We start from the raw sequence: 15,137 nt of genomic DNA on the forward strand, positions 1-15,137 counted from the left end.
AGCAACCGGTAACGCTGTTTCCCGGTTAGCCGTGCTTGCCAGCAGGGTGCTCCAAGCACAAATGACCGCCTGGGAGGCGGCCATTGGCTGAAACGCCTTGCTGTATCTTCCAGATCAGACGGCGCTGATGTCGACGCCAAAAGCCATCAGGCCGAAGGACACGACGAGGCCGATGCAGCTGAACAACACGATGGTCTTGAACGACTGGTCGGTGGAAGCCGCTTCGGCGCCGTACGGCATCGCGGCGAGTGAAATCATGCTCATGTCGGTACGCCCCCTTTGTTGATCCTGAATTGCATCAGGTGAGGGGGTTTCTAAAGCAAAAGGTTTGACGCCGTGTTGCCAGGCATCCTTAACGAAATCGCAATCGCCGCAAGTACCTGTGGCCCGTCAGCCGCGCGCCGTTCCCAGCACCCTGGCGATGGTCACCGCGGTCATGGCCGCGCGGTCGGATGCGCGCTGCGCGGCCAGCCGTTCCCTGGCCCTTTCCGCGATCAGCAACTCGATCAGAGCCAATCGCTTGTCGTCATCCACCGCCTCCGCCAGCAGCCGGTGGTACCGATGATAGTCGAATCCCAAATCCTGTTTACGCATGCCACGCCCCCGCACACACGTTACGCGGGCGAATTCTTCACCAACCGATCGTCGCGGGCAAGGACGATCGCGCGTCGGAACGCCGCTGCGACGCAATCACCTGTGAATTACGCGAACGTTCTGCCTAGCCGCTCACCGACTGGCATCCGCATCGAGGCATTTGATGACGAAGTCCGAACGATCGCGCACCGAGACCTTCGCCACGTCGGCCTTCTTCGAACAGTCGCGCAGCTTGATCTGCTCGGCACGCCGCTTCTCGGCCGCCGCGCGATATTCCGGCGCTACGGTCGCGGGGTCGACGAGCTTCTGAGCCAACGCTGGAACGGTGAGCAGGACAATGACCAATGCAGTATGAACGACAATATTCAAGAGAGCCTCCCCTTAAACTCGCGGACGGAGCATGCCAGTCAGAACCAAGACGCTATGAACCGATTCACATTTGTCGGCCCGGGCAGGGCCGCTTGCGCCACGTCAAGGCACGATTCCGATCGTCGTCGACAATGTAAGCATACCGAGTGGCCTTCGCGCGAGGGCTGTTGCGGTTGCGAGGCTCGGACTCCTAGGCACTCCGGGCCTCGTTTCCAGTTTCGATGCCCCGAGGGGCGACCGACGTCGGTCCGGACATCCCACCGGGGATGCCGGTTCATTCGCCGCTGTCGGCGTTCCGCTCGGCCTCGTAGACGGCCCCGATCGTGCGCAGGACGCTCGACGGGTTGACGCTGATCGAGTCGATCCCCAACCCCGCCAGGAACTGTGCGATCTCCGGATAGTTCGCCGGCGCCTCTCCGCAAATCCCGACATGGCGCCGGTTCCGTTTCGCGCCGGTCACGGCCATCTCGAGCATCGCCAGCATGCCCGGATCCCGCTCGTCGAAATCGAAGGCGACGATGTCCGAGTCGCGATCGACGCCGAGCGTGAGCTGGGTCAGATCGTTCGAGCCGATCGAGAAGCCGTCGAACAGCTCGGCAAAGCGATCGATCAGAATGACGTTGTTGGGGATTTCGCACATCATGTAGATCTCGAGACCGTTGTCGCCCTGCTTCAGTCCGTGCGTGGCCATGGCCTGAATGACGTTGCGCGCTTCCTCGACCCGCCGGCAGAACGGAATCATGACCTTCAGATTCTTCAGGCCCATCGCGTTGCGCACGCGGCGCAGCGCGGCGCATTCCAGCGCGAAGCCTGCGGCGTAGGCCGGATGCGCATAGCGGGCCGCGCCGCGGAATCCGAGCATCGGATTCTCCTCGCGCGGCTCGAAGCCGGCGCCTGCCTTCAGGCTCGCATATTCGTTGGTCTTGAAGTCGGACAGTCGCACGATGACGGGGCGTGGATGGAAGGCGGCGGCGATCGTGCCCACGCCCTCTGACAGGCGCTCGACAAAGAAGTCCGCCGGCTTCGCGTAGCCGCGCGTCAGCTGCCTGACCATCTGCCGGTCCTTGGCGGACTTCACCTGATCCGGCTTCGCCAGCGCCATCGGATGGATGCCGATGTGCTGGTTGATGATGAACTCCATCCGCGCGAGGCCGACGCCGTCGTTCGGCACCATGGCGGTCTTGAAGGCGAGCTCCGGATTGCCGAGATTGACCATGATCTCGGTGCGCGGCCTCTTCAGGCCGGCGGTCGCGACCCGCTCGACCTCGAAGGGCAGGCTACCGGCATAGACGTGTCCGATGTCGCCCTCGGCGCAGGAGACGGTAACCGCTGTCCCGGATTTCACCGTTCTGGTGATGCCCGCGATGCCGACGACCGCCGGCACGCCGAGTTCGCGCGCCACGATCGCGGCGTGACAGGTCCGGCCGCCATGCTCGGTGACGATCGCCGCGGCGATCTTCATGACCGGTTCCCAGTCGGGACTGGTGGCGGGCGCGACCAGCACCTCTCCCGGCCTGAAGCCACGCAGGTCCTGCTTCCGGGTAACGAGCCGCACCTTGCCGGCGGCGATCTTCTCGCCGACGGCGCGTCCCTCGCCGAGGACGGCCGCCTTGCCCTTCAGGACGTAGGTCTCCAGCGCGTCCGGCTTGCGGCGGGACGCGACCGTCTCCGGGCGGGCCTGGATGATATAGAGCTTGCCGTCGGCCCCATCCTTGGCCCATTCCACGTCCATCGGCAGGGGATGGCCTGCCTTTGCGGAGTAATGGTCCTCGACCTCGATCGCGCAGCCGGCCAGGTTGAGGACGTCGTCGTCGGAGACGCAAAAGCGCTCGCGTGCGCGAGCCGGTACCGGCACGTTCCGCGTGGTGGCGTGCCCCCGCGCATAGACCATCTTCTTGTCCTTGGCGCCGACCCGCCGCGACAGCACGGTCCGGAAGCCGGCATTGAAGGTCGGCTTGTGCACGTAGAATTCATCCGGCTCGACCGCGCCCTGGACGATGTTCTCGCCGAGGCCGTAAGCGCCGGTGACGAACACCACGTCGCGAAATCCGGATTCCGTGTCGAGGGTGAAGATCACGCCGCTCGATGCGAGGTCGGAGCGGACCATCTTCATGACGGCGACCGAGAGCGCCACCTTGAAATGATCGAAGCCGTTGTCGATGCGGTAGGAGATCGCGCGATCGGTGAAGATCGAGGCGAAGCAGCGGCGGCACGCGTCGAACAAAGCGCGCTCGCCGCGGATGTTGAGGAAGCTGTCATGCTGCCCGGCGAAGCTTGCGTTCGGCAGGTCTTCGGCGGTGGCCGAGCTGCGCACCGCCAACGCAACGTTGGCGCCATATTCCCGTTGGAGCTGCCGATAGGCTCTAGCGATCTCCTGCCGCAATTCGGCGCGGTCGGTAGCCGCATAGACGATCTTGCGCGCGGCGGCGGCGCGCCGGGCGAGATCGGAAATGCGGCGCTTGTCGAGCCCGGCGAGCAGTTTGCGCAGTTCCTCCCCGGCGCCCGTCTCCTGCAGCGCACTGCGGTAGGCGCTTGCCGTGACCGCAAAGCCGTTCGGCACCGCGATGCCCTTCGGCGACAGCGCCGAATAGAGCTCGCCCAGCGAGGCGGTCTTGCCGCCGACCATGCCGACATCGCTCAATCCAATGTCCTTGAACCAGCGAACATAGGCGGCATTGCTCATTTCCGTCTCCGCATCGCAACATGGGGCTGCTGTGGTACCGGCAGGCGATCCCTTGTGGACAATGTGGCCGGTTGCAAACTCTCCAACCTTGCGAAAGATCAACGGCCCGGCAATGACGCGGTCTAGGCTGGAATACCGATCATGACCGAGCAGCGCGCTGACAATCTGAACGAGGAGTGGCTCCGCTTCTGGACCAGCGCTTCGGGCTTCTGGCGCGGCCCGCAGGCATGGCGTGTCTGGCTGCTGGTCACCGTCCTGGTCGGTATCGTGGTGGCCCAACTCTACGTGCAGTTCCGATTCAACTACTGGAATCGCGACTTCTTCGATGGGCTGGAGCAGCGGAATTCCAGCCTGTTGCAGGCCCAGGTCATTCTCCTCATCCCCCTGTGCTGCGCGAGCATCGCGCTGGAGATCGCCTCGGTGTGGGGACGCATGACGGTGCAGCGCTGCTGGCGCGCCTGGCTGTCCAGGCACGTGATCGACTATTGGGCGGAGGAGAGGCGATACGCGCGCCTGGCGCGCGCCCAGGGACGGCACCAGATCCCCGAGTACCGCATCGCCCAGGACGTGCGGGTCGCAACCGACGCGCCAATCGATTTCGCCCTGGGCCTGGTTTCGGCACTGCTGAAGGCGACGATCTTCATCCAGGTGCTGTGGCAGGTCGGCGGCGACATATCGTTCGCCGTGCTCGGCCACCCCGTCTGGATTCCCGGCTATCTCGTCGTCAGCGTGGTGATCTATTCCGGCATCGTCACCACCGCGATGCTGCTGGTCGGCTCGTCCCTCACGCGTGTGATCAAGCTCAAGGATCAGCGCGAGGCCGAACTCCTCACCGCGGCCCATCGCCTGCGCGACGTCGGCGAGGGCGTGACGCCGGAGGCCTGCGAGGCGGACGTGAAGCGGGATCTGCGCGACGCGCTCACGAACATCATCGACCAGTGGCGAAGGCTCTGCTGGCAACTGATGCGCACGACACTCGTCTCCCATGGCAACACGCTGCTCGCGCCGATCATCGGGTTGATCCTGTGCGCGCCGAAATTCCTCGCCGGCTCGCTCACGCTCGGCGAGTTGACCCAGGCGGCAGCGGCCTTCACGCTGGTGCAGGGCTCGTTCAACTGGCTGGTCGACAATTTTGGTCCCGTTTCGGGCTGGGTGTCGTCAGGGGACAGGGTCGGCGGCCTGCTGCTGTCGCTGGACCGGCTGAACCACGCGAACCATCCGGCCGAGGAGGTCGAGGCCAAGTCTCCGGAGCCGTCCATCACGCCTCTGCCATGACGACCTGGCCGGCCAGCCGCTCGACGTCGGCGGGACGGCACAATTCGGTGCCGGCATTGATGAGGGCGGCGGCGCCTGCGGCCATGGCATAGCGGAAGGCATCCGGAAGATCGGCACCGGCGGCGAGCCGCCAGACCAGCGCGCCGAGAAAGCTGTCGCCGGCACCGACGGCGCTGAGCGGCGTCACCGGCAGCGGCTGCGCGCGCCACACGCGATCGCGGGTGACCAGGGCCGCACCGAGATGGCCCATCGTGAGCGCCACAATGGAAACCTGCCGTTCGCCGACGATGCGCCTGGCCGCGACCTCCCATTCCCCGGCATCGCCCGGCTCGGCGCCGGCGAGTTCGCGCATCTCCCGCAAATTCGGCTTGATCAGATCGACGCCTGCGGCGACCGCTGCGGCCAGCGCGGGCCCCGAGGTGTCGAGGATCATTTTGGCCCCGCGCCGTCTGGCGGTGTCGGCCACACGCGCATAGAAGTCGTCGGGCACGCCCGCGGGCAGGCTGCCGCTGGCGACCACGAAGCGGGGAAAGGGGTCGAGCGACGCGACGAGGCGCAGGCATTCCGACCATTCGCCGTCGGTCAGTCGCGGTCCGGGCAGGATGAAACGGTATTGCCGAGCGGTCGAGCTCTCGTGCACGAAGAAATCCTCGCGCGTCTCGCCCGCGATCGGAAAAGTCTGGCTGTCCACGCTTTCCGCATCGAGCAGCCGGCGCAGCATCTCGCCCATGGTCCCGCCGACCGGATAGATCGCGCGGACATCGCTGCCGCCGAGCCGCTTGACGACGCGCGCGACGTTGACGCCGCCGCCGCCGGGGTCGCGTCGCTGCGACGTGCCGCGCAGTTTTGCCACGGGAATGATCTTCTCGACCGAGGTCGAGAGATCGACCGATGGATTGGGGGTGATCGTGACGATGTCGGGCATGAATTCGTTCACGCCGTATTGTGATCGACGAACGTCTTCAAGCCACTGAAGGTCGCGTCAGGCTTGACGATGAGGCTGGTCGGGATGCCGCGGAGATAGTCCGCGTAGCGGCCCTTGGCCTCGAACCGCGTCCGGAAGGACGAGGCCGCCACGAATTCTGGAAAGCGCGGTACGATGCCGCCGGCGATGTAGACACCGCCGCGCGCGCAAAACGTCACGGCCAGATTGCCGGCAACCGAGCCGAGGAAGGCGCAGAACATGTCGAGCGTGGCACGGCTCAGATCGCAGCCCTCCTCGAGCGCGGCCCTGGTGATGGCGGCTGCATCGCGTTTCGGCGCCGGCACGCCGTCGAGTTCGGCAACCGCCTGGTAGAGATTCTGCAAGCCCGAGCCGGACAGGGCGCCGCGCTCGATGGAGACATGCCCGAGGCGGCGGCGCATCCGGTCGATCACCTGCTCCTCGCGCTCGGTCTCAGCGGGCAGGGTCGCATGGCCCGCCTCGGTGATCACGGCCAGGCAGGCGCCATGGCGCTCGATCAGGCACGACACGCCGAAGCCGGTGCCGGGACCGAGCACCAGCATGGGCTCGCCCGCGACCGCTGCCGGTCCGCCGAGCGGGAACAGATCGGCCGGCTGCAGGGCCGGCAGCGACCAGGCCAGCGCCTCGAAATCGTTGAGCACGTGGATCGAGCGAAACCCGAACTCCCGCTGCAGCTCGGCGCCATCGATCACCCACGAGCTGTTGGTCATGACGCAGCGATTGCCGGTCACGGTTCCGGCCACCGCAATCACGGCCGCGGTCACCGGGCCGCCGTCGGCACGGCGGCCGAGAACGGCGGCGATCGATTCGCGGGCGGTCGCGAAGTCGGCGGCCCTGACGTGGTCGATCGTTCCGACCTCGTCGCCCTCGGCCAGTGCGAAGCGCGCATTGGTGCCGCCGATATCGGCGAGCAGCGCCCGATCTGCTGTCCTGCTGCCCGTCATCCCTCTGCGGCTGCCGCGACATTGTTGCCGACGGGAACCATCTGTCTCCGTTCCTTCCCGATCATGTCCGCATACCACCGCGCGGAGGCCTTGGGAATTCGCCGTTGCGTGGGGTAGTCGACATAGACGATGCCGAAGCGCTGGGTATAGCCGGCTGTCCATTCGAAATTATCGAGCAGCGACCACACGAAGTAGCCGCGCACGTCGGCGCCGGCTGCGATGGCCTCACCCATTGCGCCGGTGTAGCCCTGCAGATAGGCGATCCGGCCGTCGTCCTGGACGATGCCGGCTGCATCCAGCTTGTCTTCGGACGCGGTTCCGTTTTCCAGCACATAGATCGGCAGGCCGAACCGGCCATGGAGGTCGAGCAGCGTGTCGCGGAAGGCGGCCGGCACGATCGGCCAGCCGATCGGCGTCCGCGGCACGTCGTCGGGCGGCGGCCCGAAGGTCGCGCCGATCAGGTTGCTATCGGCCTTGATGTAATGCGGGGAATAGTGATTGAGGCCGAACCAGTCGATCGGCCGCGCAATCCGCGCGAGGTCGCCGGGCTCCATGTACGGCTCGATCGCCTCGAGCAGGGTAGGCGGATAGCAGGCGAAGTGCTGCGGATAAGGGAAGGCGTCGTTCCAATAGGCGGCAAGACGCAGCGCGGCCTCGGCGTCTTCCTTGGCCGGCGTGGCGGCGTAGCAGGGCTGCCGGTTGTGGATCGCGCCGATCGAGGCTCCCGCAACGGACGCACGCAACACGTCGACCGCCGCGCCATGGCTGAGATTGACGTGATGGATCGCCTTGTGCAGGGCGGCGCGATCGGCAATTCCCGGCGCGTGCCAGCCAAGCCCGTAGCCGAACAGCGTGAACACGCAGGGCTCGTTGAAGGTGGCGAACCGCTTGACCCGATCGCCATAGTGTCGCGCGACCAGCGCCGTATAGTCGGCGAACCATCCCGCGATATCGCGGTTTTCCCAGCCCCCAAGCTCGCTCAGCGCCTGCGGCAGGTCCCAGTGGTAGAGGCAGACCCAAGGCTCGATGCCGGCCGCAAGCAGGGCGTCGATGAGACGGTCGTAGAACTGCAGCCCCGCCTCGTTCGCGGCGCCGCGCCCCCGCGGCAGCACGCGCGGCCATGCGATGGAGAAGCGGTAGGCGTTGACGCCGAGTTCGCGCATCAGCGCGACATCTTCACGGAAGCGGTGGTAGTGGTCGCAGGCGACGTCGCCGGTATCGCCGTTCTGGACCTTGCCGAGTTCACGGCAATAGCGGTCCCATATGCTGTCGCCGCGTCCCTCGACATGAGCCGCGCCCTCGATCTGGTAGCTCGAGGTCGAGGCCCCCCAGACGAAATCCACGCCCGCGGGTTGCCCGCTCGTTCCCGTCTGCCCGCGATCGTTCGTCATGCCCCACCGCCCATTGAACAGGCCCAAGGATGTATTTGGGGACCTGTTTGAGAATCCGTTTACCAACAGTGGCTTGTTGCGGTTCCCGAATATTGATGCACGTCAACGACGCAACCTGGAGGGAGGGAACTAATCCAGTCCATGTCGCGGGGCCCATCGGTCGCCCAGCTTGACGTAGGATCGTTTGACCGCGGCCCAGGCGACACGGTGGGCAATCTCTTCCTGCCTGGGGTCGCCGGCATGCGCGGCGAAGGCGTGGTTGAAGGCTTCGCGGTAGATGTCCTGCGCATGATCCGGCAGGCGGTTGCGGACCGAGGCGGGAAGATCGACATTGGAGCGATAGGGCATAGGATACGTTCAAGCATGATCCGGAAAAGTGACGCGATTTTCCGAAAAGACCACGTTCAGACAATAACCTAAAGCGCGATGGCGATTCATCGCAATCTCATCGCGCCTTGGCGCCGTCATCGCGACGATCGCGTGCATCTCCATCGTCGGCATCGAAGCGTTCTTCTGGGGTCTTGAGGCGATCGTGGCACAACAAAAAGGTCAACCGCCGACGCCAACCGGATCGGGCCATTCCCCGGATGAACCGTTGCCTTGGCCGTTCTCGGCGGCAAAGCTCGCGATGGACGCCTGCCTCTGGTGGCTGGACCGTGGCCCGGCCGAGCCGCGCGAGAGTGAGCTGCCCTGGACGAGCGCCAGCACGGTCGCGCTGGAACTGCCGACGATGCGACTGCGCGACTTCTCGACCGGGCCGAGCGGACAGCCGGTGCTGGTTTGCGCGCCATACGCGCTGCATGGCGCGGCGATTGCCGACTTTGCCCCCGGCCACAGCGTGATGGGGAGCCTGCATCGCGGCGGGCTCGATCGCGTCTACCTGACGGATTGGCGCTCGGCCTCGCCGGACATGCGCTATCTCTCGATCGACAGCTATCTCGGCGATCTCAACACCGCGGTCGACGATATCGGCGCACCGGTCGATCTAGTCGGCCTGTGCCAGGGAGGCTGGCTGTCGCTGCTCTATGCGGCGCGCTTTCCCGCCAAGGTGCGGCGTCTGGTCCTGGTCGGCGCGCCCGTCGATCTCTCGATCGAGTCGGCGCTGTCACGGCTTGCCCGCAGCGCGCCGGGGGCGATCTACGACCAGCTCGTCGCGCGCGGCGGCGGCAACGTCAGCGGCGAGGAGATGCTGCGCTTCTGGTCGCGCCCACTGAGCCCGCAGGACGTCGCGGTGGCACTGCAGAGGAGCCTGTCGGACGACGGCGGTCCCGAATTGCTGGAGCGCTTCAACCGCTGGAACGAGGAGACGCTCGATCTACCCGGGACCTATTACCTGCAGATCGTCAACTGGATCTTCCGCGAGAACCGCATCGCGAGAGGCGAGTTTGTCGCCTTGGGCCGGCGGATCGACCTGAAGGAGATGAGGACGCCGGTTTTCCTGCTCGCGGGTCTGGACGACGACGTCGTGCCGGCCGGGCAGGCGCTGGCTACCGCGCATCTCCTGGGAACGCCGCCCGCCCATATCGCCAGCGCCTCCGAGCCCTGCACCCATCTCGGGCTGTTCATGGGGGCCAGGACGCATGCCCATGCCTGGATGCGGATCGCCGAATGGCTGCGGACGGATTTGACCGGCGTGCTCGCGCGCAGCGCCTGACGAAATCACAGCGGCTCGTCGTCCGCCGTCGAGGGCTCCTCCTGCAGCGACGCAATGTCGCCGCCGCCGAGGTCTTCTTCCGGCGGCGGATAGTCGGCGCGGTCGACGAGGTGGTCCTCGACCCTGATCACGCCGGCGACGGTCTCCGCTGCGATGATCGCGGCTTGCCGCGCAGGCTTGCCCCGGACGGTGCCCCTCAGGCTGACGACGCCGTCGCTCACGCCGACATTGAGGGCGCAGGGCGCCCAGTCGGCGTTCTCCATGGCGGCGATCACGGCGCCGCGAATCCGCTCGTCGCTTTCCGGGACGGCCGGCTCCTGCCGTGCGAGCCTGGCGACCACCGGCAGGAAGTCGGAGCGGGTGACGATGCCGACCACGCGATCGCCCTGCAGCACCGGAAGGCGCTTGACGTTGCGGGTCTCCATCGTCGTCGCGATCTCCTCCAGCGGCGCGTCCAAAGCGATGGTCACCGGATTCGACGTCATGATTTGATGGACCTTGCGGCCGTGCTGGCGGGCGAAAGCCAGCGCGGCGCGGTCGGCGCCAGCCAGGAATGCCAGCAGGCGACCGCGCTTCGACACGGTGCCGAGCTCCGCGCGGCGGATGAAATCGCTTTCGGAGACGATGCCGACCAGCCTGCCGGCGCGGTCGACCACCGGCAGGCCGCTGACGCGGTGGTCCAGCATGGTACGGATGGCGTCGTCGATGGAAGCGTCGGGATCGATCGTGATCACCTGTCGGGACATGATCTGATGCGCGCGCATGGGGTATGGTCTCCGCGAATTAAATGCAGGATATTTCCTGAGGATGAGGCGATCTTGATCAGGGTCAAGCAATTGGCCTAGTTGCGTTCCAGACCGACTATCGGAGGCTCCATGAGGCGACTAATTTTCCTGACTGCGGCCGTTCTGGCCGTCCTGTCGATGCCGCAAGCGATGGGGCAAACCGATTCGGTGCGCGGCGACAAGGCCGTCTCCGAGCTTATGGTCGCCCTGCAAACGCAGCACATCAAATTGTGGTTTGCCGGCCGGCTGAGCAATTGGCCGCTCGCGACCTACGAGCTGAACCAGATCGAATCCGGCCTGCAACGGGCGGCAAAGCCGGGCGACCAGCACGCCGCGCAGCCGGCGGCGAAGGTGCAGGCCGTCCGCAGCGCCGTCGATTCGCGGGACATCACGGCCTTCACCAAGGCCTTCGGCGAACTCACCAACGGCTGCAATACCTGTCACCGCGCCGAGGGCAAGAGTTTCATCACCATCATGGTGCCGACCAACTCGCCGTTCACCGATCAGCTCTTCGTCGACCAGGTCGCGGAGGGCCGCGCGCTGGCGCGCTCGATCTGCAGCAATTGCCACGTGGTATCGGACCAGCAGACCCAGAAGCCGGAGCTGCGCTTTCCCACGCCGAGTTTCCCGGAGCTCGCGCGCAGCCCGTCCTTTTCGGCGGATTCCATTCGCGAGCTCCTGATGTCCGGCCATCGCCATCTCGGGCCGAATCAGACGATGCCGAATCCGCGGCTGGCGGCGCATCAGATCGAGGAAATCGTCGCCTACTTCGAGACGCTGCGGGCGGAAGGCTCGCGCTGACGGGCGCACCTACCGCGCTGTTTTTGGCTGAAAATTCCGGCTCTGGAAAAAAGAGCGGCCGCCGAAACCAAGGGTTGCGGCGGCCCGAAGTGGAGTAGGGAGGATGTTTAGCAGATCCATTATGCATGCCCGCGAATGGCGTGCATTGACCCAGGTCAATCGGGTAAGAATGACTCGCAATTGGAACCGACGACGCCGGCGACACGATCCATCCGGCAGAAGGCGCTGCGCCCGATGAGCTTCTACTCGATCTATCGCCAGGGATTTGGCCGCGTCGCAGCTTGCGTGACCACCTCTCACGTCGCCGATCCCTCGGCCAATGCGAAGGCCATCCTGACGGCGGCTAACGCCTGCCATGACCAGTCGGTCGCGGTCGCCGTGTTCCCCGAGCTCTGCCTCTCCGGTTATGCGATCGAAGACCTCGTGATGCAGGATCCGCTGCTCGATGCGGTGGAGCGGGGGCTGGCTGCCATCGTCGAGGCTTCGGCCGCGCTGATGAGTGTGCTGATCATCGGCGCGCCGCTGCGGCATGGCGCGCGGATCTATAACTGCGCCGTCGTCGTTCATCGCGGACGCATTCTCGGCGTGGTGCCCAAGACCTACCTGCCGAACTATCGCGAGTTCTATGAGGGCCGCCATTTCGCCTCCGGCGCCGGCATGGTCGGCGGGACGATCGCGATCGGCGCCCTGTCCGCGCCGTTCGGTGTCGACCTCTTGTTCGAGGCCGAGGACGTTGCTGGCCTCACCATCGGCGTCGAGATCTGCGAGGACATGTGGATTCCGGTGACGCCGGCCTCCGAGCTGGCGCTCGCCGGTGCGTCCGTGCTGATCAATCTCTCCGGCAGCCCGATCACCATCGGGCGCGCACGCGCCCGCGCGCTGCTCTGCCAGTCCACCTCCGCGCGCTGCCTCGCGGCCTATGTCTACGCCGCCGCCGGCGCCGGCGAGTCCACCACCGATCTCGCCTGGGACGGCCAGACCTCGATTCACGAGAACGGCGTGCTGCTCGCCGAGGGCGAGCGGTTCCGGCAGGGCGGCCAGATCACGTTCGCCGACGTCGATCTCGATCTCTTGCGGCAGGAGCGCGCCGCGATGGGAACCTTCGACGACAACCGTCGTCGGCGCGAGGCGACTTTCCGCAAAGTGACGTTCGCGCTGAAGCCGCCGGTGGCCGACATCGGATTCCTGCGCAGGGTCGAACGGTTTCCCTTCGTGCCGAGCGACGAGAGCCTGCTCGAGCGCGACTGCTACGAGGCCTACAACATCCAGGTCGCGGGTCTCGTGCAGCGCATGCGCGCCACCGGCACCAAGCGCGTGGTCATCGGGGTGTCCGGCGGACTCGATTCCACGCACGCGCTGATCGTCGCGGCCAAGGCCGTCGACCTGCTCGGCCTGCCCCGCGGCAACATCCTCGCCTACACCATGCCGGGCTTTGCCACCGGCGGCGAGAGCAAGAGCAATGCGCTGGCGTTGATGCGGGCACTGCAGACGACGTGGCAAGAGCTCGATATCCGCACCGCCGCGACCCAGATGCTGAAGGACATCGGCCATCCCTTCGGCAAGGGCGAGCCGGTCTACGACATCACCTTCGAGAACGTGCAGGCGGGCTTGCGCACCGACTATCTGTTCCGGCTCGCCAACCATCAGGGCGGCATCGTCATCGGCACCGGCGATCTCTCGGAACTCGCGCTCGGCTGGTGCACCTACGGCGTAGGCGACCAGATGGCGCATTACAATGTCAACGCCGGCGTGCCAAAGACGCTGATCCAGCACCTGATCCGTTGGGTGATCGCCGCCAGGCAGTTCAGCGATGACGTCAACGGGACATTGGGCTCGATTCTCGCCTCGGAAATCTCGCCGGAGCTCGTCCCGGTCGCGGCCGGAGAGAAGCCGCAGAGCACCGAGGCCTCGGTCGGGCCCTACGAGCTGCAGGACTTCAACCTGTTCTACACGCTGCGCTACGGCTTCCGCCCCTCCAAGATCGCGTTCCTGGCGTTACATGCCTGGAAGGACGCCGCCCGCGGCGAGTGGCCGGCGGCGTTTCCGCCGGACCGGCGCAGGGCCTATGCGCTCGGCGACATCCGCCGCTGGCTCGAAGTGTTCCTGCGGCGGTTCTTCGCCTTCAGCCAATTCAAGCGCTCGGCGATGCCGAACGGACCGAAGGTCTCCGCCGGCGGCTCGCTGTCGCCGCGCGGCGACTGGCGCGCACCCTCGGATTCCAGCGCGGCCGCGTGGCTCGAGGATCTCGAGCGCAACGTGCCGGTCTCTTAGCGACCGGCGGCCGCGATCGATGCCGGGGACGTGCCGATGACGGCGGAGAAGGAGCCGGAGGACGATCAGCCGAAGGTCGTGAATGGCCTCTACATGTTCGAGATCGAGATGCGCGACGGCAGGCGCGGCCGGGCGACCGGCGTCGTCGTGCTATCCGACGGCCGCATCATGGGCGGCGACAGCTATTTCTACTACACTGGCCACTACTCGTTCAGGAACGGCAAGTGGCGCGGCGAGATGACGGTCAACCAACACACCGAAGCGCCCGGCAAAAACCTCGCGTTCGGCGGCCGGGAGGTCACCTGCGGCTTCTCCGGCGACTATTCCGCCGGCGGGGCGGAGGTCGAAGGCATGGCGCTGGTCGGCAAGACGAGCGTGACGTTTGTGGCGAGGCTCACGCTGAAGGAGCCGATGTAGAGGAACCGGACGCCGCATCGTCCCGCGCGTGGACCCGTACCGCCGGGCCGACGGTCACCACGGCATCCTCCCAGTCGCGAACAGGCAGGTCGCCCAGCAGGTTCGAGAGCATGACCGTGAGGGCGCGAAGGCGCGCGTTCTCGTCAAGCAGCAGCGACAGGATGTCCTCGGTTGCCCGGGACGACGGATCGTCGTTGGAGGGAGCAGCGTCCTCCTCCAGGAGCGGCGACAACATCTCGAAAAAATCATCGGTCTCGTCTGGCAACTCACTCATGGCACGTCCACCGATATGCAGAACACGCCCCCGCTCGTGCCGGCAGGTTCAATCGAGTCGGCGGCGATTTTGAGTCGGAACCAAGGAGCGGCGAAGGAAACGTGCGCCATGAGGTCGTTGGAACTCAGGCCAATGCGCATTGCCCGCTCGCGCGGCTAGTCGATCACGCGGCCGGCGGCCAGCAGCCAGTCATGCACGATCTTCCATTTGTCGCGCCCTCTCGAATTGAAATCCAGGAGGGGCGACTTGGCGTTCTGGAGCTCGGTGTAGAATTTCAGCGTTTCCCGGGCGTGCAGACCGCGGCGGCCGATGTGCTGCCGCTCGGCCCACCGGTCCCATTCACCCACGATTTGCGATCGTCGTTTTAGCCAACGCGTCATTGCCCGCCCGCTTGCATACGGTCAGTGAAATCGCGCTGGTAGAAACTCAGGGGCCCGCCTGCAGTGTCGCAGGCAGCATAGGCCCGCTGCCGCCGAAAGCGCATTCAATGCCCGCGCCGGCTTAACGCACGGTAAACGGCAGCGCACACACCAGCATCGAGATTTTCCCGGAGCGGCAGTTCGCCGGCCTGTGGTTGTGCCGCGCCGGCACGGCCGAGCGTCGGTGAGCTGCGCCGGGAGCAGGGGAGTTCCGCGCCCCCCGAGGGCCGAACCGGCCAACTTCCCGTTGCGCTTGCGGACCCCGTGCGCTATCCGGCCGGAAAGGCCTGAGGCCG

The 15,137-nt window shown here is 66.1% G+C and carries 17 protein-coding genes; 5 read left to right on the forward strand and 12 right to left on the reverse strand.

All coding sequences use genetic code 11. The features are described 5' to 3' along the window. Positions 1-114 precede the first annotated feature (114 nt). The 4 genes from KGM94_RS06685 to ppsA form a co-directional block, all read right to left on the reverse strand. The gene (locus tag KGM94_RS06685; protein WP_300256168.1) at positions 115-264 is read right to left on the reverse strand and encodes a hypothetical protein; all 150 of its coding nucleotides are present in this window, start codon (positions 262-264) and stop codon (positions 115-117) included. A gap of 126 nt (positions 265-390) precedes the next feature. Next, positions 391-594, reverse strand: coding sequence for a hypothetical protein (locus KGM94_RS06690; protein WP_300256170.1), 204 nt, complete (start codon positions 592-594; stop codon positions 391-393). Positions 595-726: 132 nt separating this feature from the next. Next, entirely contained in the window at positions 727-963 is a 237-nt protein-coding gene (locus tag KGM94_RS06695; RefSeq protein ID WP_300256172.1) for a hypothetical protein, read from the reverse strand. Positions 964-1,237: 274 nt separating this feature from the next. Further along, entirely contained in the window at positions 1,238-3,646 is a 2,409-nt protein-coding gene (gene ppsA / locus KGM94_RS06700; RefSeq protein ID WP_300256174.1) for a phosphoenolpyruvate synthase, read from the reverse strand. Between the two features lie 141 nt (positions 3,647-3,787). On the opposite strand from ppsA, the gene KGM94_RS06705 reads away from it, so the two are divergent. After that, positions 3,788-4,921 carry an SbmA/BacA-like family transporter gene (locus KGM94_RS06705; RefSeq protein WP_300256176.1) on the forward strand — a complete coding sequence of 378 codons (1,134 nt, stop codon included), beginning with the start codon at positions 3,788-3,790 and terminating at the stop codon, positions 4,919-4,921. On the opposite strand, the gene KGM94_RS06710 is transcribed toward KGM94_RS06705, so the two are convergent. The 5 genes from KGM94_RS06710 to KGM94_RS06730 form a co-directional block, all read right to left on the reverse strand. Next, entirely contained in the window at positions 4,905-5,846 is a 942-nt protein-coding gene (locus KGM94_RS06710) for a 1-phosphofructokinase family hexose kinase (protein ID WP_300256221.1), read from the reverse strand. The genes KGM94_RS06705 and KGM94_RS06710 overlap by 17 nt on opposite strands. Positions 5,847-5,854: 8 nt before the next feature. Beyond that, entirely contained in the window at positions 5,855-6,829 is a 975-nt protein-coding gene (glk, locus tag KGM94_RS06715) for a glucokinase (protein WP_300256178.1), read from the reverse strand. Next, positions 6,826-8,220 carry a GH1 family beta-glucosidase gene (locus tag KGM94_RS06720; RefSeq protein ID WP_300256179.1) on the reverse strand — a complete coding sequence of 465 codons (1,395 nt, stop codon included), beginning with the start codon at positions 8,218-8,220 and terminating at the stop codon, positions 6,826-6,828. The genes glk and KGM94_RS06720 overlap by 4 nt, the downstream gene beginning before the upstream one ends. A 129-nt stretch (positions 8,221-8,349) precedes the next feature. Next, positions 8,350-8,568 carry a ChaB family protein gene (locus tag KGM94_RS06725; protein ID WP_300256181.1) on the reverse strand — a complete coding sequence of 73 codons (219 nt, stop codon included), beginning with the start codon at positions 8,566-8,568 and terminating at the stop codon, positions 8,350-8,352. Positions 8,569-8,577: 9 nt separating this feature from the next. Next, complete coding sequence (locus tag KGM94_RS06730; protein ID WP_300256183.1) at positions 8,578-8,721, reverse strand: hypothetical protein; 144 nt, start codon at positions 8,719-8,721, stop codon at positions 8,578-8,580. A gap of 31 nt (positions 8,722-8,752) precedes the next feature. Between KGM94_RS06730 and KGM94_RS06735 the strand changes: the two genes are divergently transcribed. After that, the gene (locus KGM94_RS06735; protein WP_300256185.1) at positions 8,753-9,874 is read left to right on the forward strand and encodes an alpha/beta fold hydrolase; all 1,122 of its coding nucleotides are present in this window, start codon (positions 8,753-8,755) and stop codon (positions 9,872-9,874) included. A 5-nt stretch (positions 9,875-9,879) separates the two neighbouring features. On the opposite strand, the gene KGM94_RS06740 is transcribed toward KGM94_RS06735, so the two are convergent. Next, on the reverse strand, positions 9,880-10,638 hold the full coding sequence (locus KGM94_RS06740; RefSeq protein WP_300256187.1) for a CBS domain-containing protein: 759 nt from the start codon (positions 10,636-10,638) through the stop codon (positions 9,880-9,882). Positions 10,639-10,749: 111 nt separating this feature from the next. On the opposite strand from KGM94_RS06740, the gene KGM94_RS06745 reads away from it, so the two are divergent. The 3 genes from KGM94_RS06745 to KGM94_RS06755 all read left to right on the forward strand — a co-directional run bounded on the left by KGM94_RS06745 (position 10,750) and on the right by KGM94_RS06755 (position 14,148). Further along, entirely contained in the window at positions 10,750-11,460 is a 711-nt protein-coding gene (locus KGM94_RS06745) for a c-type cytochrome (RefSeq protein ID WP_300256189.1), read from the forward strand. Positions 11,461-11,694: 234 nt separating this feature from the next. Then, a complete protein-coding gene (locus tag KGM94_RS06750; RefSeq protein ID WP_300256223.1) occupies positions 11,695-13,731 on the forward strand; it encodes an NAD(+) synthase in 2,037 nt (678 codons plus the stop codon). 36 nt (positions 13,732-13,767) lie between these two features. After that, a complete protein-coding gene (locus KGM94_RS06755) occupies positions 13,768-14,148 on the forward strand; it encodes a GrlR family regulatory protein (RefSeq protein ID WP_300256191.1) in 381 nt (126 codons plus the stop codon). Here KGM94_RS06755 and KGM94_RS06760 read toward each other — a convergent pair. Together KGM94_RS06760 and KGM94_RS06765 are read right to left on the reverse strand one after the other, a co-directional pair. Next, positions 14,126-14,422: a hypothetical protein gene (locus tag KGM94_RS06760; RefSeq protein ID WP_300256193.1), complete on the reverse strand. Its 297-nt coding sequence runs from the start codon at positions 14,420-14,422 to the stop codon at positions 14,126-14,128. The two genes, KGM94_RS06755 and KGM94_RS06760, sit on opposite strands and share 23 nt — an antisense overlap. A gap of 155 nt (positions 14,423-14,577) precedes the next feature. Beyond that, positions 14,578-14,769: a hypothetical protein gene (locus tag KGM94_RS06765; RefSeq protein WP_300256195.1), complete on the reverse strand. Its 192-nt coding sequence runs from the start codon at positions 14,767-14,769 to the stop codon at positions 14,578-14,580. Between the last annotated feature and the right edge of the window lie 368 nt (positions 14,770-15,137).

It is taken from the genome of Bradyrhizobium sp. (genome assembly GCF_028868675.1).
Classification (GTDB): domain Bacteria; phylum Pseudomonadota; class Alphaproteobacteria; order Rhizobiales; family Xanthobacteraceae; genus Bradyrhizobium.

Bases quoted from the DNA above. Each gene is read 5' to 3' on its own strand.
- KGM94_RS06705 (WP_300256176.1), top strand. From the start codon at position 3,788: ATGACCGAGCAGCGCGCTGACAATCTGAACGAGGAGTGGCTCCGCTTC.
- ppsA (WP_300256174.1), bottom strand. From the start codon at position 3,646: ATGAGCAATGCCGCCTATGTTCGCTGGTTCAAGGACATTGGATTGAGC.
- KGM94_RS06720 (WP_300256179.1), bottom strand. From the start codon at position 8,220: ATGACGAACGATCGCGGGCAGACGGGAACGAGCGGGCAACCCGCGGGC.
- KGM94_RS06710 (WP_300256221.1), bottom strand. From the start codon at position 5,846: ATGCCCGACATCGTCACGATCACCCCCAATCCATCGGTCGATCTCTCG.
- KGM94_RS06745 (WP_300256189.1), top strand. From the start codon at position 10,750: ATGAGGCGACTAATTTTCCTGACTGCGGCCGTTCTGGCCGTCCTGTCG.
- KGM94_RS06685 (WP_300256168.1), bottom strand. From the start codon at position 264: ATGAGCATGATTTCACTCGCCGCGATGCCGTACGGCGCCGAAGCGGCT.
- KGM94_RS06725 (WP_300256181.1), bottom strand. From the start codon at position 8,568: ATGCCCTATCGCTCCAATGTCGATCTTCCCGCCTCGGTCCGCAACCGC.
- KGM94_RS06755 (WP_300256191.1), top strand. From the start codon at position 13,768: ATGACGGCGGAGAAGGAGCCGGAGGACGATCAGCCGAAGGTCGTGAAT.
- KGM94_RS06690 (WP_300256170.1), bottom strand. From the start codon at position 594: ATGCGTAAACAGGATTTGGGATTCGACTATCATCGGTACCACCGGCTG.
- KGM94_RS06760 (WP_300256193.1), bottom strand. From the start codon at position 14,422: ATGAGTGAGTTGCCAGACGAGACCGATGATTTTTTCGAGATGTTGTCG.
- KGM94_RS06740 (WP_300256187.1), bottom strand. From the start codon at position 10,638: ATGCGCGCGCATCAGATCATGTCCCGACAGGTGATCACGATCGATCCC.
- glk (WP_300256178.1), bottom strand. From the start codon at position 6,829: ATGACGGGCAGCAGGACAGCAGATCGGGCGCTGCTCGCCGATATCGGC.
- KGM94_RS06730 (WP_300256183.1), bottom strand. From the start codon at position 8,721: ATGCCGACGATGGAGATGCACGCGATCGTCGCGATGACGGCGCCAAGG.
- KGM94_RS06750 (WP_300256223.1), top strand. From the start codon at position 11,695: ATGAGCTTCTACTCGATCTATCGCCAGGGATTTGGCCGCGTCGCAGCT.